This is a genomic window from Labrenzia sp. PHM005 (assembly GCF_006517275.1).
GTDB lineage: Bacteria > Pseudomonadota > Alphaproteobacteria > Rhizobiales > Stappiaceae > Roseibium.
In genome coordinates this window covers 665559-686898 of record NZ_CP041191.1, presented here as the reverse complement: position 1 = coordinate 686898, position 21340 = coordinate 665559, and the positions used below count along the sequence as shown (strand labels likewise).

15 protein-coding genes are annotated in these 21340 nt (G+C 55.2%); 13 read left to right on the top strand and 2 right to left on the bottom strand.

Annotated elements, in window-relative coordinates; translation table 11 throughout:
- Positions 1 to 69 precede the first annotated feature (69 nt).
- Together FJ695_RS03145 and FJ695_RS03140 are read right to left on the bottom strand one after the other, a co-directional pair.
- Positions 70 to 1368, bottom strand: a complete 1299-nt coding sequence (locus FJ695_RS03145; protein ID WP_168206244.1) for an HlyD family type I secretion periplasmic adaptor subunit — start codon at positions 1366 to 1368, stop codon at positions 70 to 72.
- Between the two features lie 11 nt (positions 1369 to 1379).
- A complete protein-coding gene (locus FJ695_RS03140; protein ID WP_247653783.1) occupies positions 1380 to 3134 on the bottom strand; it encodes a type I secretion system permease/ATPase in 1755 nt (584 codons plus the stop codon).
- Between the two features lie 508 nt (positions 3135 to 3642).
- On the opposite strand from FJ695_RS03140, the gene FJ695_RS03135 reads away from it, so the two are divergent.
- From FJ695_RS03135 to FJ695_RS03075, 13 genes are all read left to right on the top strand, one after another.
- The gene (locus FJ695_RS03135) at positions 3643 to 4671 is read left to right on the top strand and encodes a hypothetical protein (RefSeq protein ID WP_141184080.1); all 1029 of its coding nucleotides are present in this window, start codon (positions 3643 to 3645) and stop codon (positions 4669 to 4671) included.
- Between the two features lie 331 nt (positions 4672 to 5002).
- A complete protein-coding gene (locus tag FJ695_RS03130; RefSeq protein ID WP_141184079.1) occupies positions 5003 to 5704 on the top strand; it encodes a hypothetical protein in 702 nt (233 codons plus the stop codon).
- 262 nt (positions 5705 to 5966) lie between these two features.
- Positions 5967 to 6545, top strand: coding sequence for a dTDP-4-dehydrorhamnose 3,5-epimerase (gene rfbC, locus FJ695_RS03125; RefSeq protein WP_141184078.1), 579 nt, complete (start codon positions 5967 to 5969; stop codon positions 6543 to 6545).
- A gap of 3 nt (positions 6546 to 6548) precedes the next feature.
- Positions 6549 to 7445, top strand: a complete 897-nt coding sequence (rfbD, locus tag FJ695_RS03120) for a dTDP-4-dehydrorhamnose reductase (protein WP_141184077.1) — start codon at positions 6549 to 6551, stop codon at positions 7443 to 7445.
- Positions 7445 to 8326: a glucose-1-phosphate thymidylyltransferase RfbA gene (gene rfbA / locus FJ695_RS03115; protein WP_141184076.1), complete on the top strand. Its 882-nt coding sequence runs from the start codon at positions 7445 to 7447 to the stop codon at positions 8324 to 8326. The genes rfbD and rfbA overlap by 1 nt, the downstream gene beginning before the upstream one ends.
- A gap of 36 nt (positions 8327 to 8362) precedes the next feature.
- Entirely contained in the window at positions 8363 to 9415 is a 1053-nt protein-coding gene (rfbB, locus tag FJ695_RS03110) for a dTDP-glucose 4,6-dehydratase (protein WP_141184075.1), read from the top strand.
- Positions 9416 to 9624: 209 nt separating this feature from the next.
- The gene (locus FJ695_RS03105; RefSeq protein ID WP_209010899.1) at positions 9625 to 10452 is read left to right on the top strand and encodes an ABC transporter permease; all 828 of its coding nucleotides are present in this window, start codon (positions 9625 to 9627) and stop codon (positions 10450 to 10452) included.
- On the top strand, positions 10442 to 11851 hold the full coding sequence (locus tag FJ695_RS03100; protein WP_141184074.1) for an ABC transporter ATP-binding protein: 1410 nt from the start codon (positions 10442 to 10444) through the stop codon (positions 11849 to 11851). Before FJ695_RS03105 ends, FJ695_RS03100 begins: the two co-directional genes overlap by 11 nt.
- A gap of 78 nt (positions 11852 to 11929) precedes the next feature.
- On the top strand, positions 11930 to 15622 hold the full coding sequence (locus FJ695_RS03095; protein ID WP_141184073.1) for a rhamnan synthesis F family protein: 3693 nt from the start codon (positions 11930 to 11932) through the stop codon (positions 15620 to 15622).
- Complete coding sequence (locus FJ695_RS03090) at positions 15619 to 16605, top strand: NAD-dependent epimerase/dehydratase family protein (protein ID WP_141184072.1); 987 nt, start codon at positions 15619 to 15621, stop codon at positions 16603 to 16605. The genes FJ695_RS03095 and FJ695_RS03090 overlap by 4 nt, the downstream gene beginning before the upstream one ends.
- Positions 16602 to 18788 carry a glycosyltransferase gene (locus FJ695_RS03085; RefSeq protein WP_141184071.1) on the top strand — a complete coding sequence of 729 codons (2187 nt, stop codon included), beginning with the start codon at positions 16602 to 16604 and terminating at the stop codon, positions 18786 to 18788. The genes FJ695_RS03090 and FJ695_RS03085 overlap by 4 nt, the downstream gene beginning before the upstream one ends.
- Before the next feature lie 15 nt (positions 18789 to 18803).
- The gene (locus tag FJ695_RS03080; RefSeq protein WP_141184070.1) at positions 18804 to 19352 is read left to right on the top strand and encodes an NUDIX hydrolase; all 549 of its coding nucleotides are present in this window, start codon (positions 18804 to 18806) and stop codon (positions 19350 to 19352) included.
- Positions 19353 to 19581: 229 nt separating this feature from the next.
- The gene (locus tag FJ695_RS03075; RefSeq protein ID WP_141184069.1) at positions 19582 to 21336 is read left to right on the top strand and encodes a calcium-binding protein; all 1755 of its coding nucleotides are present in this window, start codon (positions 19582 to 19584) and stop codon (positions 21334 to 21336) included.
- Positions 21337 to 21340 lie beyond the last annotated feature (4 nt).

The following is a 21340-nucleotide window of genomic DNA, read 5'->3' as shown; positions in this document are numbered from 1 at the left end:
GTTCTTAGGAGCAAACACAAAAACGGCGGCCATTGGCCGCCGTTTGTCGATTAGCAGAGTTCGATGAAGTCAGTCTTCGCGCATGCTCTTCCAGACTGCATCGGTGAGCGGTGAAATGATATAGTCGACCACGGTGCGCTCTCCGCTGGTGATCAGAACATCGGCCGGCATACCAGCGCTCAAGCGCCCGCGCACATCTTCTGGCAGTTCGTCTTTGCTGACCTGGACCCGCGCGAGATAATAGGGTGCTTCGCGTGTATCTTCTGGAGTGATTGTGCCTTTGGAAACCGTCTGCACTTTGCCAGTGATGATCGGCATGAACCGGGACGGGAACGAAGTGAATTTCACTTCCGCTTCCAGGCCCTCAGTCACGCTGTCGATGTCGAGCGGCTGGACCCTTGCATTGATGATCATCTCATCGGTATCTGGTACGATTTCCAGAAGCGTCTGGCCGCGTTGGATGACATAGCCGGTCAGCTTGATATTCTGGGCCACCCCGTCGATCGGCGCACGGATCTTTGTCCGGTCGAGAACATCCTGGGCAACTTTCTGCTGCTCGCGGAATTCCTGGATCTGCCCATAGATTTCCTTGTATTCAGTCGAAGCGCGCTCGCGGAATTCCTGGCGGGTCTGCAGCATCTGGAACTTGGTCTCGCCGATCGATTTTTCGACCTTGGCTTCCTCAGTGTCCATGCGCGCGACATTGGCTTTGATTTCGACGTATTCGTCTTCATACGTCGCGTAGAGGTTTTTCTGGATGGATCCGCTTTCCAGACCTTCTTTCAGGCGATCCAGCCGGCCGAGCAGGATCTCTGCACGGCGAATGAAAGCTTCCTTTTGTTCGCCAAGTCCAATCTTTTCGCGTTTCAGCTGTTCGATGCGGTTGGTAAGGATATCAGCTTGAGACTTCAGGATTGACGTGCGGTCATTGAAGATGCGTTCCTGATCGGCCACTGCATCGACCACTTCCGGTGTTTTGTCGGCGAGCAAGGATGCAGAGAACTCGATCTTCTCGTCGAGGTTCCGCTCCGCCTTTAAACGGGCCTCGACGGCCTCGGCGATCCGCAGGCGGATTGTAACAACTTGCACATTTGCTCGTGCCTGAACGTCATTCAATTCAATCAGAACATCGCCGGCCTTGACGACCTGGCCTTCCTTGATGTCCTTTTTCTTGATGATGCCGCCTTCCAGATGCTGGACCTCGCGGCGGTTGGCTTCGACCTCAACCATGCCCGGCGCAATGACGGCCTTGTCCAGTTTGGCGATGGCCGCCCAGGCGCCAACAACACCAAAGGTCAGCAGGATCGTCGCATAGCCGGCGATGATGAACGGCCGCGGATTTGCGCTGGCTTTCCGTTTCGATTTCATGGTCATCACTCTTAAGCAGGCTGCTGATTTGGAACTTTGACTTGACCGACCGGCACGGTTGCGGGCGCTGTTGCCGGGGCAGGCGCTGCTGCGGCGGCCGGTTTAAAGAGTTCTTGAGGTGTCGTGTAGGCCTGCATCATGCCCTCACGCATCACCAGAACGCGGTCACATATGGCAAGCAAATTGGTCTTATGTGTGACGAGCACAACTGTGACTTTTTCTTCTTTCATCGTTTTGATGGCTTCAAGAAGAGCGTTTTCACCGTCGCTGTCCAAGTTGGAATTCGGCTCATCAAGGATCATGATGCGCGGCATGCCGTACATGGCGCGGGCGAGGCCAACCCGTTGGCGCTGACCGCCAGAGAGTTGCTGGCCGTTGTCGCCCACCTGGGTTTCATACCCATCCGGCAGCCGCAGGATCATGTCGTGAACACCGGCCAACTGCGCCGCCTTGACCACGGCCTCAGATTCTCCACCGGTGAAGCGGGAGATATTCTCCGCGATCGTCCCGGCAAACAACCGGACTTCCTGCGGCAAATACCCAAGGTGCTGGCCAAGCTGATCCGCATTCCAATGCGCAATGTCTGCGCCGTCAATTCGAACCGTTCCGACAGCTGCGGGCCAGACGCCTACCAGATGGCGGATCAGGCTCGATTTACCGGAACCCGATGGTCCAATAACGGCGACGGTCTCACCGGAATTGACCTGGAAGTTGAGATTTTTCAAAAACGCTGTGCGAGTCCCTGGAAGAACGGAAGACAGGTTCTCGACGGTGACAACCCCTTCCGGTTCGGGCAGCTCGGTGCGTTGCTCGTCACCAGGCACGCTGTCAAAAAGACCTTTTAGGCGTGCATGAGCCTGACGGGCCGCAACGAAGGTTTTCCATTGGGCAACACCTTGCTCCAATGGCTGTAGCGCGCGGCCCATCATGATCGAAGCAGCAATCATGATGCCCGGGGAAATCTCCTGGTGAATGGCAAGATAGGCGCCAAGTCCAAGAATTGCCGACTGCAGGGTCATCCGGAAGAACTTCTGGAATGTCAAAATGGCGCCGGCTTTGTCACTGGCCGCCGCTTGGGCGCCCAAAACTGTGCCGTGACGATCCCGCCAGCGGTCGCCCAGAGCCTTTTCCATGCCCATCGACCGGATGACTTCCGCGTTTTGCAGGACAGCACCGGCAAACTGGTTTGCGTGCTGGGACGCGGTATTGGCTTCTTTCAGCGGCTTCCGGGTCGCAAATTCATTGATAAGCGCAAGCGAGAAAATGATGATGCTGCCGCCCAGTGCCAGGAAACCAAGCCACGGGTGGAACAGGAAACACACCACAATGAAGACCGGTGTCCAAGGTGCGTCGAAGAACGCGAGGATACCAGTGCCGGTCAGAAACTCACGGATCTTGTCGCCGTCGGCGAGAATAAATTCTGCGCCAGCTTTGGGGTTGGACAGGCGAAGCTTGACGGCCCGGCTGAACAGGGATTCCGACAAGACATCGTCAAACTGCTGGCCGGCGCGCACAAGCATCCTGGATCGGATGAATTCCAAGAAGCCGTAAATAATCAGCAAAAACAAAATGATGAGAGAGATCATCAACAGCGTTGTTTCGTTGCGGCTGCCAAGCACACGATCATAGATCTGCAACATGTAGATCGGCGAGGCGAACAACAGCATGTTGATTGAAAAGCTGAAAACAAAAGTCGTGAAAATTATGGCTCGAAACTTGCCGTACGCGGCCTGGAGCGGTGTTTTCGATACCATCTGATTTCCCATGTTTTCTTCGGTGAGGAAACGTAACATATTCGGCGCGCAATTGCCGAACTCAATTTGCCGCCGTTCTTATAAGATAAAATGTGGCAATGCAATGAACAGCCAGCACTGTTTCTGACATGTTGAACTGCAACCACTATCACGCCCGAACCACCGTTATTTGCACTGGTTGTAAGTTAATAAATTCTTACCAGTGAGGGAGTTGTCAACGTTTCGATGTTGCAGAGCCCATCGGCAATTCCCGCCCCGATGCGGTTCGATATTAAGTCACTGACTTGAGCGGTTTTGGTGAAATCCCTACAATGCCTTAATTCCGCAAGGTCATTGACCTGAAAATGGCAAAATGGCCCGCTAGGTTAAAAAGCCGGTCAACACATTGGGGCTTTCTGTGATCTCTATGACAGCTGTACCGGACTTTGAAGCGTAAGTAACTCTTCAACAAAAAGAGCAAACGCAAGTTTGGGCATTGAAACGAGAATTTATGTCTGTGATCTAATATCGGAGCATTCCCGTGGCGACAAATTATTACTTCAATACGTCTGAAGATACCATCGATGGCGATGAGCTGACGCTTTACAATTTGATTATGGACTACCGGGCGTCGGTCGGCCTCAGCACTATTCCCTTGTCAGCCGGACTGACCGCTACAGCCGGCCGCCATGTTCTTGATACAGTCTACAATACGGGCGCTTATGAGGGCCACTCCTGGAGCGATGCTGCTTATAGCAGTGCGGATTCCAGCACATATTCAAACATGTGGAATGCGCCGACCCGTATCGGAACCACTTATACGGACAATGGCTACGAAATTAGTACCGGCTACACTGGTTCTTCAGTAACAACCACAAACATGACGCCGCAAACCGCCCTAAGTGGTTGGCAATCGTCCCCGGGCCATAACGCGGTCATTATCAATCAGTCGCCCTGGCTGCAGGATTGGCAAGCCATTGGGGTCGCAATCCATAAAGGCGTCTCTCATGTTTGGTTTGGTCACTCGACGGATCCGGGCGGCACACCGACAATAGATACGTCCGTGGCCGATTCCGGCTCTGAAACCTTTGTCACCCTTCCGGTTGATACACCGGATGCCGACAGCAGCCCGTTCCAAATTTACCGGTTCTACAACACTTTGACCGGGTCTCATTTTTTCACGACCAGCATTGATGAGCGCAATTCTGTCATCACCAACATCCCAACGATGACCTATGAAGGCAATGCGTTTGACTCCAATGCTACGGAAGCGGGGGGCGGCGCGGCGGTTTTCCGGTTTTACAATTCTGCTAGCGGGGTTCATTTCTATACTGCGAGTGCAGATGAGGCCTCGAACATTCGCACAAACCTGCCGCAATTTGTCGATGAAGGTGTTGTCTATTACGCCAGCCTGACGGCCGACGGCGGTGGAACCGCGCTCTACCGTTTCCTGAACACCCAGAACGGCACACACTTCTATACGACCTCGGAAACTGAACGCGACAACACCATCGCGACCCTTGGCCACTACACCTATGAAGGCGTCGCCTATTACGTTGATTTGGCGTGACAGCATGAAACTGAAAAGATGCGCTAGTTGTTGATGATGAGAAGGGGCGCGGGTCGCAAAGGCTGTGAGGCGGTTACAACAAAATAGGCCTTTCCAGCACGGCCGGATAGACCAGATGTTTGCGTCTCGGGATTTGAATTCTCCCGCGTCTCCCGTCTGTTATTAGACGATCGTGTTCACATAGAAACGATCCGCTCAAGAGATCTAGCTTACGGTATCTCCCATTTGCGGCTGTTCGCGCAGCTGGCTATCCATTGACGAGATGCGGTAAAATGAGGTCATATTTACTATTGTTAATTTTTAAATTGTTAAAGCTGGGGACGTTTGGAGCATGATGACCAAGTTTGACCAGAAGACGCTCGTATTTTTCCTCTCTGCAGATCTCCTGTTTGTTTTTTTGCACATCGTCTTGGGCTTCATGGTGATGAAAGGATGGGTCTCCATTTGGCCGGATTTCTTCAATATCGGACGGGATTGGAGTGCTGGCGAAATCCTGAACTATATCAAGTGGGTCCTCATCATCTTTACGGTGATGTCAATTTACCTGCATCGCCGTGTGCCCGTCTTTCTCGGCCTGGCCATATTTTTCTTGATCGCCTTGTTTGACGACAGCCTTCAGTTGCATGAACGTGGCGCCACTTGGCTGATTGAAAATACACCTATGTACGATCTCTTCGGTACGGATCAGGGAGTTGCCGGAGAACTGGTGATCTGGACATTTCTGGGCATTCTGTCCGTTTCCTGCCTCGCAATTGGCTGGATTATGTCCCCGCCGGAGGAGTGCCGGCGGATCGTCCCAGTTATGCTGCTGTTCTTCGGTGTTGTCTTTTGTGCGGTCGTTCTGGATGTCCTGCACCACAAGCTCCCAACCCCACGCAGTCTGTTTGCCGGGCTACTTGGGATTTTGGAAGACGGTGGCGAAATGGTGATGCTGACGTTCCTGCTTGCTTATGTTCGTGGCGGTTTGAAGTCTGCAATCACTGATGAGCAAGTGGGGTTAAGTTCGAAGCTGAGTGTGACGGGCCAATCCTAGTAGCAATACCGATACCGCCTCTTGCCGGTCTTGCGGAGAGTTGCCGCAGTCTGTTGAACAGGGCTGGCAATGCCGGTCCTATACTGCTTGACCCGCGAAATTCATTGACCTCCCCCCGGTATCATCGTATGCGATGGCCGCAAAAGTTGGCGTGCATCCACGGCCTGTCTGTCCGTGTGGTCCTTACTAGGAGCCGCTGGCCTTTGGAGCACTTTGTCTCAACGGCAATCTGATTTTCTAATTCAGGTGAGCAACTTCACATATGAGCGGCACAGTAATTTTAGTTCATCCGCGTCGATTTGGTGATGACCGTGGCTGGTTTACCGAATGCTACAACAAACAGAAGTTTGAGCCGCTCGGAATTGACTGCGAGTTCGTACAGGACAATCACTCGCTTTCTGTGCCAGCCGGCACGTTGCGCGGCCTGCATTTCCAAACCCCGCCGTTTGCGCAAGACAAGCTGGTGCGCTGTATCCGCGGCAAAATCTTTGATGTCGCTGTCGATATCCGCAAGGGTTCGCCTACCTATGGCGAGTGGGTTGGCGTGGAACTGTCTGCCGAAAACGGCGATCAGCTGCTGGTCCCGGCAGGTTACGCCCATGGCTTTGTGACTTTGGAAGACAACACCGAAGTCACCTACAAGGTCTCCAACTACTATGCTCCGGACAATGATGCCGGGCTGATGTGGAACGATAAAGACATCGGCATTGACTGGCCGCTGGCAGGTGGGGCTGAGCCGGTTCTGAGCGGCAAGGACACCAAACATCCGGCGCTTGCAGAGTTTGACTCGCCTTTTGCCTATGACGGCAATCCGATGAAGCTGGTCGAGATCGAGCCGTAAGCCATGACCAGAGTTCTCATCACAGGTGGGTCGGGCCAGGTTGGCAGTGCTTTGGCAGGTCTGAAGTGGCCGGACGGCACCGAGCTCGTTGTCCCTCCGCGGTCTGACCTTGATCTCAGCAATGCGGACCAGGTCGGTACTTACGTCCGTGAGGGCGGGTTTTCTGCCATCATCAGCTCCGGCGCCTATACGGCGGTCGACAAGGCTGAAGACGATCTCCTGACCGCGTTCAAGGTGAATGGCCTTGCTCCAGCTGCCTTTGCAGAGGCTGCCAAAGAGCTTGATATCCCGCTGGTCCACATCTCGACAGATTATGTCTTCAACGGTTCCAAAACCGGGCCCTATGCGGAAACCGATCCGATCGATCCGCAAGGTGTTTATGGCGCCTCGAAAGCGACAGGCGAGCTCGCAATTCAAACTTCTGGCTGCCGCCATGTGATCCTGCGCACCGCCTGGGTGTTCTCGGCAACCGGCGGCAACTTTGTCAAGACGATGATCCGCCTCGCAGATCGGCCAGAACTCAAAGTGGTTGACGATCAGACCGGCTGCCCGACCGCAGCATCTGATATTGCCCGCGCTGCTCAGGCCATCGTGTTACGCCAGATTGATGATAAAAACGCACCCAGTGGTGTCTATCACTTTTGCGGTGATGAGGCGGTGACCTGGCACGGCTTTGCCTCGGAGATCTTTGAGCTTCTAAAAGCACGCGGACTTGCAGTTCCGGCTGTGCTGCCGATCCCGACAAAGAACTATCCGACCCCGGCCAGCCGTCCGGCCAATTCGGCATTGGATACAGACAAGTTAAGCCAAGATTTTGGTATTGAGCCCTGTCAATGGCGCGCCGCACTGGCCAGCACCGTTGATGTATTGCTGGGCGAACAGGAAAAAGGCGTATCGTGATGAAGGGTATCATTCTGGCAGGCGGGTCCGGCACCCGGCTTCATCCGGCCACTCTGGCCGTCAACAAGCAGCTGATGACCATCTACGACAAGCCGATGATCTATTATCCGCTGTCGGTCCTGATGCTGGCAAAAATCCGCGAGATCCTCATCATCTCCTCACCGGAGTTCATCGACAGTTACAAACGCCTGTTTGGCGATGGCAGCCAGCTTGGCCTGGAGATCTCTTACAAGGTTCAGCCGAGCCCGGATGGCCTGGCCCAGGCCTTTACACTGGGCGAAGAGTTCATTGGCGACGACAATGTCGCGCTGATCCTTGGTGACAACATCTATTACGGCGCCGGCCTGACCAATCTTCTGGAGCGCGCGAACAGCCGCTCAGAGGGCGCAACTGTCTTTGCCTACGAAGTGGACGATCCGGAGCGCTACGGCGTGGCGGAACTGGACAGTGAAGGCCGGGCGATCTCACTGGAAGAAAAGCCGACCAATCCGAAGTCGCGCCTCGCGGTGACAGGTCTATATTTCTACGACAACAAGGTCGTCGACTACGCCAAGAACCTGAAGCCGTCTGCACGCGGTGAATATGAGATCACTGATCTCAACCGGATCTACATGGAAGCGGGCAATCTTTTCGTGGAGCGCATGTCCCGCGGCTACGCCTGGCTCGACACCGGCACCCATGACAGCCTTCTGGAAGCGGGCGAATTTGTCCGCACGATCCAGCATCGCCAAGGCATGAATGTCGCCTGCATTGAGGAGATCTCCTACCTCAACGGCTGGCTGTCGAAGGACGAGCTTCTGAAGTTTGCCGAGATGTTCAAAAAGACCGCCTATGGCCGTTACCTGAAGAAGGTTGCGGATGACGGAATGAGCGCCCTTTGAGGCCGAGACACAAGTTGAAAGCAGTCAGGTAACAATATGACCCGTGTAATTGTCACCGGCGGTGCCGGCTTCATCGGATCGGCTTTGGTCCGCCATCTTGTCCGCAATGTTGGCGCAGATGTTCTGACCATCGACAAGCTGACCTATGCCGGCAATCTGGAATCTTTGAAGGAAGTCGACAACGCACCCAATCATCGCTTCCTAAAGGAAGACATCTGCGCCGGGCCGGAGATGATCAAGGCGGTGGCCGAGTTCCAGCCGGACTACATCATGCATCTGGCGGCCGAAAGCCATGTCGACCGGTCGATTACCGGGGCAGCCGAATTCGTCCAGACCAACGTCGTCGGCACCATGGCGATGCTGGAAGCTGCCCGCGCCTACTGGACGGGCCTGGAAGGCGAGAAGAAAGACACCTTCCGCTTCCTGCATGTCTCAACCGACGAAGTCTACGGCTCACTCGGCGATGAGGGCCTCTTCAAGGAAACGACGCCTTACGATCCATCCTCGCCTTATTCTGCTTCCAAGGCTGCCAGTGATCACCTGGCGATTGCCTGGTACCGAACCTACGGTCTGCCGGTGGTTCTGTCCAACTGCTCCAACAACTATGGCCCGTACCACTTCCCGGAAAAGCTCATTCCGCTGATGATCCTGAATGCGCTCGATGGTCAGCCGCTGCCGATCTATGGCACGGGTATGAACGTGCGCGACTGGCTCTATGTCGATGATCACGCCAAGGCGCTTTACACCATCGTCTCCAAGGGCCGCCTCGGCGAGAAATATAATGTCGGCGGGCGCAACGAGCGCACCAACCTCGACGTCGTCAAGACGATCTGTTCGATCCTCGACCGGCATAGCCCGAAGACAGGCCCGCACGAGCGTCTGATCACCTATGTGGAAGACCGGCCAGGCCATGATGCCCGCTATGCGATCGATGCGACCAAGCTGGAAACCGAACTCGGCTGGCGCGCAGAAGAAAACTTCGACACCGGCATCGAAAAAACCATCAAGTGGTACCTGGAAAACGACTGGTGGTGGGGCCCGCTCCGCAACAAAGTCTACTCAGGTAAACGCCTCGGATTGGTGAAGTAGGCCTGAGGCTAAAATCAATATAATCAGAGTGGCGGAAGCATCATGCTTCCGCCATTTTGCAACTCTAAAGGCGCTTGCACTTCAGTTTCACCGAGCAGGCCGGCGCAACATGCTTGAGATCGGCCCTTGGATAACGTATTCCGCGCGGAACATGAGAAAAGAAAACCGTCTGAAATGAAGCATTATGATCGCACTTCAGGAACTGGTGAATGACCTTGGCTGATCGGAGCACACCAGCGAGCAAATTTGGGCAGTACATGAACATAGCGGCGCCCTTGTTCCGCCGGGATATGCTGGCTCGTTACCGTGGCTCTGTCATGGGGCTGGCGTGGACGTTCTTCGTTCCGCTTTTGATGCTGGCGATCTTTACTTTCATGTTCGGCACTGTGTTCCAGATGCGATGGGCCGCCAAGGGAGCAGCGCCGGCAACAAACGGCAGCCTGGGGTTTGCACTGACTCTGTTTATCGGGTTGATCACGCACAGCTTCATCTCCGAAGTCATTACCCGCGCGCCAAGCATTATTGTTTCCAATGCCAATATGGTAAAGCGGCTGGTGTTCCCGCTTGAAATCTTTCCGGTGATGGTCGTCTCCACAGCTCTGCTGCAGTATTTCGTAGGTCTTTTTATCTTCCTGGGATTCCAGTTGTTCGTGACTGGATCGATTTCCATTGGAACGCTGTGGCTGCCGCTCATCATTCTGCCGTTCACCATTCTGCTGTGCGGGATTTCCTGGTTGATCGCCGGTGCGTCCGTCTACTTGCGCGACATCGGCCAGTTGATGGGATTGGCGGCGACCGTGCTATTGTTCATGTCGCCGGTGTTTTATCCGATCTCGATGCTTCCGGATCATCTGTGGCCGGTCTTCATGTTCAACCCACTGACCTTCATCATTGAGCAATCCCGCGTTGTCGTGTTCACAACAGACCCGCCGGATTGGACCGGGTTGCTGATCTATTATGTGATTGCGCTTGGGGTCGCTGGTGCTGGTTTTGCTGCGTTCCAGCGGATGAGAAGAGGGTTTTCCGATGTCCTCTGATGCTCAAAACACAAACGTCATCGAAGTCTCCGGTCTGACGAAGAAATTCAGGCTGTTCAACCGCCAGATCCATCGCTTGGCTGAATTGGTGAGTTTTGGCAGGCGGCAATATCATCAGCCGTTCACGGCGCTCGATCACGTGTCGTTTAATGTGGTCAAAGGCGAAGCTGTCGGCATCATCGGCAGAAACGGCTCGGGGAAATCGACACTTCTTCAGTTGATCTGCGGCACGCTCACACCAACCGAAGGCACCGTCACAACTCATGGCCGGGTGGCTGCTCTTTTGGAGCTCGGTGCCGGTTTCAATCCGGATTTCACTGGCCGGGAGAATGTCTATCTCAACGCGGCGCTTTATGGCCTGAGCAAAGCAGAGGTCGACGAGCGGTTCGACGATATCGTTGCGTTTGCTGATATCGGCCAGTTTATCGACCAGCCGGTAAAGACCTATTCGAGCGGCATGTTTGTCCGCCTCGCTTTTGCTGTGATCGCCCATGTGGACGCCGACATACTGGTGATCGACGAAGCACTTGCTGTGGGTGATGTCGCTTTCGGTCAGAAATGCATGCGGTATTTGCGAAAATTCCGCGAAAACGGCACCATCCTCTTCGTCAGCCATGACACAGCAGCGGTGATCGGCCTGTGTGACCGGGCGATATGGCTGGATGGCGGTGAACTCAAGGCTGAAGGCAGCGCCAAGGCGGTGTGCGAACTCTATTTCGGCGAGATGTTCCAGGATGATGTGAAACCGTCCGACACCCAGGACGCCGAAGAGGCGGGGGACGAAGAAGCGGACGTCTCCGGCGGGGATGACCGCATTATTGTTCCGCCGGAAGACTGGATTGATGGCCGGCGTGAGTGGGTGAACGGAAGCAATCTGCGAAACGATCTTGAGGTTTTTGCCTTTAAAGAAAACAATGGTGGTGACTTTGGTGCAGGTGGCGCCCGGATCAAAAATGTCCGGTTCACCGATCCAGACGGCAAGCCTTACCGTTGGATTGTCGGCGGTGAGGAGACAATCCTGTCCTGCGATATCAAGGCCGAACAGGATCTGGATCAGCCCATCGTCGGTTTCTACATCAAAGACCGGCTCGGCCAGGCGCTGTTTGGCGACAACACCTACCTAACCACGGCGCAGGACGATGGTACGTCCAAGGTCAGTTTCAAGGCCGGTACGACATTTACCGCAAAGTTCCGTTTCCCGATGCCGGCGCTGCCGAAGGGCTCTTATGTGATTGCCGTTGCAGTGGCCGATGGAACGCAAGAAGAACACGTGCAGCACCATTGGATGCATGACGCACTGATCTTCAAATCGCACTCAAGCCAGACTGTCAGCGGCCTGATGGGGATTCCAATGCTGGATATTTCTTTGGCCTCTGCCAATGGCAATCCCGGCGATTAGTCTTTAAAAGCGCATAAGATCTCAAGCTGTGCTGTGGTTTGCACGGATTTTCAGAGCGCATGGAATTTGAGCTAAAGAATGACAAAACCAGCCGGACCGATCTCCGAAGACAGCACAACCCTCTGGCAGGCGATTTGCGCCAGCAAACGCGGATTGGAACCGGCTCTGTCGATCCCGGACCGCCTTGTGCATCCAGATTCCTGGGCCGGACATTTGCCGTTCGCTGCCTGGGTTATGGCTGTTTCCGAGCCGCGCCGGTTTGTTGAGCTTGGTGTTCACACTGGCAATTCCTACTGCACCTTCGCGCAGGCTGTTGCCAAGTATCAGCTCAACACGGAGTGTTTCGGCATAGATCATTGGTTTGGAGACGAGCAAGCCGGTCTTTATGGCGAAGATGTTTATGCGGACCTGAAATCCTGGCACGATCCGCGTTTTGGCCATTTTTCCCGCCTGATGCGCATGAGTTTTGCCGACGGCCGCCAACAGATAGAAGATGGCAGCGTTGATCTGTTGCACATCGATGGCCTGCACACCTATGAGGCAGTGCGCGAGGATTTCGAGACCTACCTGCCGAAGATGAGCGACCGCTGCATCGTGCTCTTCCATGACACCAATGTGTACCGGGAAGACTTTGGTGTTTGGCAGTACTTCCAGGAGATCAAGGCGAAATATCCAACATTTGAATTCATTCATTCGAACGGCCTGGGTGTCGCTTACACCGGCAGTGCTCCGATCGAAAACCTCGATCCACTGCTGGCGCTTCTTTTCAGCAGTGCCAAGGGAGACGAAACGGTCGCAACTGTGCGGGGTTACTTCTCGCTATTGGGAGACGCGCATATGCGCGCGGTCCAGCTTGGCGATAAACAACGCTGGGGCGAGGATATCTTAAGCCGGTTGCACGAGGTCAATCTGGAGCTCGGTGCAGTCACTCGGGACCGGGATGCAATCTCAGCGCAGCGTGATGCCTTTTTGGACGAGCGCGAAAGCCTAATGCCAAAGGCCCTGAAATGGGACCGCCTCGCTGTAAACACCGGCGGTGCCTTCAGTCTTGACCTCGATGAGATCAACGAAGCTCTGAACGTGCTTTACAACAGCGGCAATCCGCAGGCGCTTCAGGATCGGGCAACGCTCAAGCGGCAGTTCGCCAGTCTTATACAAACCGGCACAATGGATGTCGGATATGAAGAACTTGCCACCCGGGCGGGCAAACGCGTCAAGGCGAAGCTGGCTCGGATGCTGAAAGGCGCACCTGAAGTCGAAACGGATCCTGCCATTGAGGCAATTCGGACAAGTGGTCTGTTTGATGAAAATGTCTACGCGCTGATGGATCAGGCACGCGCGGACAATCAGGATCCGCTTGAGCATTATCTCCAGACCGGCGAAGCGCAGCGCCAGGCGCCGTCCGCCGGATTTGACCCGGATTATTATGCTCGCCGCAATCCGGACGTGGACACGTCTGGTTTCGGTCTTCTGCGCCATTTCATTCTGTTCGGCCAAGCCGAAGACCGGCCCTGCGTGACGCCAGCCAAACGAATGTCCATGCCGGACCTGGCTGATACGGACCAAGCCAGGGTTTTGCTCCTGGTGGAGCCAGATCTGACTGCCGTGGAAATGTCGTTCACGTTGAACGTGATAAAGCAGTTGCAGGCGTCAAAAGACGTGATCGTCCTGCTCCAACCAGGCGACGCCCAGGCTGAGGTGTTTACCAGCCGGGATGCGGCAATCGTGGAATTTCCGGATGAAAACGACATGGAGGCGATTGACCGCAATGAAGTTCTTGCGCGCATTGTTGCCGAACTTCATCCCGAGTTTGCAATCTCCTTGTCACTCAAGAGCCGGATCAATGTCCGCGGCCTAGCCGCAGCTGGTCTTGGCATCGTTCAGCTGGTTGATGAGTTTTCTTCCGCGGTTCGTCCGTTCGGCAGCGCTTACGAATTTCTGCCGTGGGCGCATAGGTTGGTCTTCCCATCCCAGACAGTGGCCGCCTCTTTCGAGGCCGAGCATACTTATCTGTCCCGCCGGCAGAAGGACATCATCGCACCGCCGGCTTATGGGGATGTCGACGGGCAAGAGCCAATCGCAGATGCGGCGCTTCGTAACCGGATCCGGCCGGAAAGAGATGCAGATGCTTTTGTTGTAGCCGGTGCTGGAGACCTGGGGCCGCAATCAGGCATCGAGACATTCCTGGCACTCGCCGTAAAAGCCGGTGCTGCGACGAAATCGGGCCGGCAGTTGAAATTTGTTTGGCTTACCAGCGACGTGCACAGCGGGGATGAAAACGCCTATCACCGTCTGATCGTTGAACAGATCCGGAGAGCCGGAATCGAGGGCCACTGCCAGATCGTAAGTGCAAACAACGCGGCTGAAGCAGGTATCGGGCTAGCCGATGCTTTTGCTCTGACCGCGCCGCTCGATGCAATGTCCCGGTTTGCGGTGTCAGCTGCCGCTGCCGGGAAACCGGTATTCTGCTTTGAAAACGGCAGCAGCGTTGCCGACGTTCTGGCCGTTGACGCTACTTTGAAGACCCTGGTTTCACCTTACTTGGATCTGGAACCTATGGTGGCGTCGATTCATACGCTTGCCGATGACAAAGACGCGTATGCAGCGCGCTCCAAAGCAAGCGCGGACTTGGTGAGCAGCCACCTGGACCTTGGAGCCTTTGTCGAAAATCTGATCTGCATTGGGGCACTAGCAAAACAAGATGCTGAGTTGATCGGCAATGATTATCAGCTGATCCGCGCTGCAGAACCACCTGCGTTCAACGAGAATGTGTTTGGCGGAAGCAACTCAGCCGACAAATACCCGCAGGACTTCCTGCACACTTATCTCTTGAGGTCCCGTGTTTCCCGCACCACCGGATCGAAGCTGATACCAACCGATCTGCGCCGTCCGCTTGCAGGCTTCAATCCCTTGATCTATTTCGAAGACCTGATGACATCGGACAGTGCTCGGGATCCTTTGGCGGATTGGCTGGAAAACGGTAAGAAAGATGGCCGCTGGACCCATGACGTCATCGCTTTGTCCGGCAGGAAATCCGAACCCGTTGAGATCAAGGCTCTGCTGCACGGGCATTTTTTCTATGTCGATCTGATTGATGAGTTTTTGGATAAACTCCAGTCGAACGCCAGCACAATTGATGTGATCATTACCGTCCCGGATGATCAAAAAGCCGATTATGCCATGCAGGCCCTGTCCCGGGTGGTGCTGCCGGGCACGGTCAAAGTCGAAGTGGTCCGCAACGCCGGGCGGGACATAGGTCCGTTCTTGAGCGGCCTCGACCCGGATCAGCTGCAACAATATGACGTTATTGGCCATGTGCATGGCAAAAAATCGCCGCATGTGGAAGCAGCTATGGGCGACACTTGGCGCACTTTCCTTTGGGAGCATCTGATTGGCGGCCAGAATGCAGCTGCAGATGCCTGCCTCGCGGCCTTCAAAGCGGATCCGGAGCTGGGCCTTGTCTTCCCTGAAGACCCGCATCTGATCGGCTGGGATGCAAATCTCGAAATTGCAGAAGAACTGGCGACAAAAATGGGCAGGACGGCACCATTGCCGAACGCCTTTGATTGGCCGGTTGGTACGATGTTCTGGGCCCGCCGGGAGGCCTTGAAACCCATGTTCGATCTTGGTCTCGACTGGGCCGATTATCCGGCTGAACCTTTGCCGGAAGACGGCACGCTTCTCCATACGCTAGAGCGGGTCATGCTGTTTGCCGCAGAACAAGCAGGCTTTGGCTATGCGACAACCCATTTGCCTGAGGTGCAGCGATGAGCACGCATCTGGTTCTCGGCGGGTGTGGGTTTATTGGCCGCCATGTCGCCCTGGCGCTTCACCGGCGAGGCGATACAGTGGTTCTGGCCGATGTGGTGGAACCAAACAGCGCCATAACGGAAATGCTGCCGGTCGAATTTCGCAAGGTCGATAGCGGATCTGTCGATTGGGCGACGTTGGTCGACGGCATCGATGTGATCCATCACTATGCCTGGACGACCGTCCCAGCTTCTGCGGATGCCAATCCGGTGGCCGATCTCGATGCCAACTTGCGCGGAATGGTGTCCTTGCTGGAAGTGCTCCGTGCCCGTAAGGCGGCTGGAACACCAGCTCAAGTGATCTTCTCCTCTTCTGGCGGCACGGTCTATGGTCCAATCACCCGGACACCGGTGGATGAAGACCATCCCTTCAATCCGACCAATGCTTATGGCGTCTCTAAGGCATCGGCGGAGATTTACCTCTGCTACTACCGCAAGTCTCACGGCATCGATTGCCGCATTGCCCGCATTTCCAATCCCTATGGCGCCGGTCAAAATCCGGCCAAGCGCCAGGGCGCGGCCAGCACGTTCATTTTTCAGGCGCTGGAAGGAACTCCGATATCCATCTGGGGGGATGGCAGTGTCGTTCGGGACTACATCCACATCGCTGATTTGACTGCTGCCCTTGTGGCGCTGACAGATGCGCCTGAAGAAGAGATTTCGGCGTTAGCCAAGCCAGTATTCAACATTGGCAGCGGCGCGGGCGTGTCCCTGAATGAGATCCTGGATGTTTTGCGCAACGAGCTGGATCTCAATCCGGCCGTCACCTATCAGGACGGCCGCAGCTTCGATATCCCGGTCAGTGTTCTGGACATCTCCAAGGCACAATCCGTTTTGAAATGGCAACCAAGCCTCACTTTCTCCCAAGGATATGCGCGCATGCTGTCTGACTTGCGCCAGTCCTCCACCTTGTTTTCAACTCTGCTGGACCCAGCCGATCAATGACGAATTCCACTTTCGCCACTCCTTTGGTCTCGGTTGTCATGCCGGTCTACAACCATGCGCGCTATGTGGCGGATGCTTTGTTGTCGATTGCCAAACAGGATTGGCGCCCTCTGGAAATCATCGTCATTGATGATGGCTCCAAGGATGACAGCTTAGAAGTCCTGAAACGCACGGTCGCGGAGCTGCCGCAGGAAGACGGCCTGACCATCCATGTCAGCGGCCGGGAGAACAAGGGCGCTCACAACACGATCAATGAGGGTCTTGAAAAAGCCACTGGCGAGTATCTGGCGATCCTCAATTCGGACGATTATTTCCTGCCTGGCCGGATCCGCCGCTGCGTGGAGACCGCGATGGCGCGCAAGGCGCGTTTCGTCTGCACTTATGTCGATCCAATTGACGACGATGGCAATCCATTGCCGGCCGATCACCGCTGGCGGCACTGGTATGCGGATTTGAAGATGCAAGAGCTCGATCTCGCGCCGAACATCTCGTCCCTGCTCCTGCGCTACAATATCGGCGTTTCGACCGGCAACTTCCTGTTTCATCGCTCCTTGATGGAAGAGATCGGCACATTCGAGGACTACCGCTATGCGCATGATCTCGACTTCATGTTGCGAGCAAGTGCTCTGGAAGAACCGGTTCTGATCCGTGACAAGCTCTATGCGTACCGGGTGCATGCCAACAACACGATTGGCGAGAGCGACGACCGCATTACCAATGAAGTTGCCGGAATTGTCGCCAAATACCTTAAAAACGCGGCAGAAAATCCTCCGGTGAATCCGATTGCTCCAGCTATAGACCGCGATTGTTATTCGCTCGCCAGCACGCCATGGCCGCCGCATCTGGAAAAGGCAACGGCGAGCCTGATGTACGACAAGGACATTGTTGAAGCGCAGAAGGCCAATGCGGATAAGAGCTTGTCCGCACCAGCGCTGTCGCTGTCTCCCGAAGGCGACAAGAAACAATCCGCAGTCACCTTGATCAGTCATGAACTCAGCCGCACCGGCGCGCCGGTACTTTTGCGAGACGTTGCCTCGGCGCTTCATGGCATGGGTGTTGCGACCCGGGTGATCAGCCTAGGCGCAGGACCTTTGGTTGATGATTACACCAAGATGCACAGCCCCGTTGTCACCGAAGGCCGAGTATCGCGTCTTTTGGGGCGGGCGGGCAATTTTCTGACCCGCCTTGCCGGCGATCCCCGGATTCCCGGCTTCATGAAGCCGCTGTTCTCATTTGCCGCGAAAGGATCTGCCGGTGTCGGCTCCCGGCTACGTCTCTGGCACTACCGGTCCAAGACCTCTGGCAAGGGCCCTCTTTTGATCAATTCCTTTGCCAGCTGGCCTCTGGCGCTGCCGCTTTTGGAAAAATGGTCCGGACCGGCCTTCTGGTACATCCACGAGACCTATGAACCGTCCCTCGTTATGCGCTCCGGTAAGATGCTGGCGCGATTGGAAGCCCGGGCAAAGGCCGGCAATCTGACCTTCCTGTTCGGCTCCGATGCGACCCGACAGAAATGGGCCGAGGAAGGTTATGACGGCGAAGTCTTCTATTGGAGCGGATTTGACAAATCCTGCGGCCGTCCCGCGGGATCGGAAGAGGGCAAGGCACCCGGCGGCAAGCCGGTCATCCTGTCGGTTCAGTCGACCGGCCCGCGCAAAGGCACGCGCAGTCTGATCGAAGCCTTTGCCTTTGGCCGGAAGAAGGGCTGGATCCCGATGGAGGCGGAACTGCACATCATCGGCGCCCATCCACCGGCGATGAACGCGCTCAGCCGCGATCTTCTGGTGCGTATTTTGAAGGACGATCTGCGCGGATCTGTTCAGCTGATCCCGAACCTGTCACCGGATGAGCTGGCCGCTCATTATGCATCTGCCTCTGTCTATGTGCAGTCATCGACCATGGAATGCCTACCGCTGGCACTTTTGAATGCCATGGCATTCGGCATGCCGATTGTCTCGACCGATGCGGACGGTTGCCGGGAAGCCATTCTGGACGGCAAAACCGGTCGTCTTGTACCGCCACGCCAGCCAGAACTATTGGCCGAGGCATTGGGACAGCTTCTGACCGATCCGGCTCTTGCCAGCGACTATGGCCGTTCGGCCCGCACGCTGTTTGAAGATAAATTTGCGTTGGAAGTCACTGCATCGAAACTGATGCAACGGCTGACGAGCTCCGCCGGTTAACGGCAGGGTTTTCAGATGGAAACGATCAAAAAACTCTCCCGGCGAACGGTCTATGAAAACAGATGGATGAAGGTCCATGAGGACCAGGTTCAGTTTCCCGATGGTTCCAACGGCATCTATGGGATCGTCGATAAAGAAGATTTTGCGCTGATCATTCCGCGTCATGCGGACGGCCGGTATCAACTCGTGCAGCAGTACAGGTATCCGGTCGAAGCCCGGTATTGGGAGTTTCCTCAAGGATCCTGGGAAACGAAACCGGGAACGAATCCGGAAAAGGTTGCTCTAGGAGAGCTTGAAGAAGAAACCGGCTATCGGGCTAAGTCCCTGACCAAGCTTGGCCATCTGTTTGAGGCCTATGGTTATTCAAACCAGGGAATGCATGTCTTTTTGGCGACTGAGCTTGAGGTTGGCCAGGTGAACCGGGACCCCGGTGAGCAAGGCATGCTTACCGCGGCTTTCAGCCGGGAAGAGATCACCAGAATGATCCAGTCTGGCGAGATCAAAGATGCCGCAACTGTTGCCGCCCTCGGTCTCTTGATGGTTGCAGAGCAATCCGGGCAGTAAGCTGGCCCGGCTTGGGTTCATCTCAAACAGCTTTCGCGGCTTGTTGGCATCGCTCCCTCCCCTGCCAATTGCTTGCCTGGCAGTTCAATCGGACCGGATGTTGTTTTCATAACGCGAGGACTTCTGCGAAAATTGCGAGTGCTTCGTGAAGTAATTTCGTGATCCAAGGCACAGAACTATACCTGTATTCAGGTATTCTCTTCATGTATTACGGAAAAGTGAGGAGAAAATGCCTAACACAAATACACCGACGGATGAAGATGATTATGTATCTGGCACAAAGGGTGCGGATGTTCTTACCGGTGGGGCAGGTAAAGATCAATTCTCATTTCACACCGATTACCCGAATGACTTTAATCGCGACACGCTAGATGATGGCGACCGGATTACAGATTACGAATTTGAGGAGGAGATAGACATCGTTGGCGTGCGGCTCGGATCCCGGGACGTTACGCTTGAATACGATGCTGCCAACAATCAGACACGGCTCAAGCTTGACCTCGACCAAGACGGGACGGTTGACCGGACCATCATTCTTGACGGAGACAAGCGCGGTCAGCTGCAAGTCGATGCCAATTGTTGCGCGACCCCGACGACGACCATCAAGATCAATCAGGCCGCTCAAACCAGTGTGACGTTCGTCGAACCTGATCAATCCAGTGCGACGATGATCGACCTGGAAAATATCGGCTTTCACGAAGGCACCGAAGGTCTCGACATCATTTTTGCGCTTGCAGGAGCAGATGTCGTTTATGCTGCTGGAGGAGCCGACACGATCATCGGCGGCGATGGTGACGATACCTTGAATGGTGGCGACGGACCGGATCTCCTCAGCGGCGGGACCGGCAATGACACGCTGAATGGTGATGCCGGCGATGATCAGCTCCATGGCGGCGATGGCGACGATACCTTGAACGGCGGCGCGGACAATGACTACCTGGCCGGCGAGGAAGGGGCCGATACGCTGAACGGCGGCACCGGCAATGACACCCTTCGCGGCGGCGCCGATGCCGATACGCTGACCGGCGGCGGAGGAGACGACACCTTTGTGTTCTCGCCAGGAGATATCGCCGCAGGCGAAAAGATCACAGACTATGAATATGGCGAGAAAATCGATATCGGCGGGATCTCGAATGCGAACCAGGTCAAGCTGACAGCCAACGGCACTGGATCAATCCTCGAGATGGACCTTGATAACGACGGCACGTTCGAAACGCAGCTTGGGCTTGATAGCGTTACTGGCGGCACCATCGTTGTTCTTCCGAACGAAGGCGGCCTGCGCATTTTGAATCAGCAAGCCGGCACAAACGGCCACGACAAACTGTATGACACCGGCGTTGCCTCTTATGTGGTCGGCGGTGAAGGCAATGACATCTATTACGCCCAAGGGTCCGTCAATGACGTCTATGTCGACACATGCAATGACCTGATTGCAGTCGGTGATTTCGGTGAGCGCGACCTTCTGCGCGATGTCGAGTTTGTGAACTTTGAAGATGGCCTGTTTGCACTTGCGGATTACAGCTGTGATCCGGTTACCGACACGGGACCTACGGAAGTCTTCCGCTTCTTCAATACCGAAACCGGCACACACTTTTTCACCGCCAGCGCGGAAGAAAAGGACAATGTGATCGCCAACAACGAATTGTTGAGCTTTGAAGGCGCCGTTTTCAGCACAAACGCTAATGCCGATACCGGCATCGCCGTCTACAGGTTCTTCAATTCGGACTCAGGCACACACTTCTACACCGCAAGCGCAGAAGAGCGTTTGAACCTCATCGAAAACAGTCCGTCGCTCAACTACGAAGGCATTGCATATTACGCGTATGCGGAAGACAACGGCGCCAACACCGAGCTGTTCCGGTTCTTCAACACGGATACCGGTGGGCATGTTTACACCGCTAATCCGGAAGAACGCGACAGCATCAACACCACTCTGCCGCAGTTCAATGATGAAGGCGTTGCCTACTACGTCGACTTCGTCTGATAAA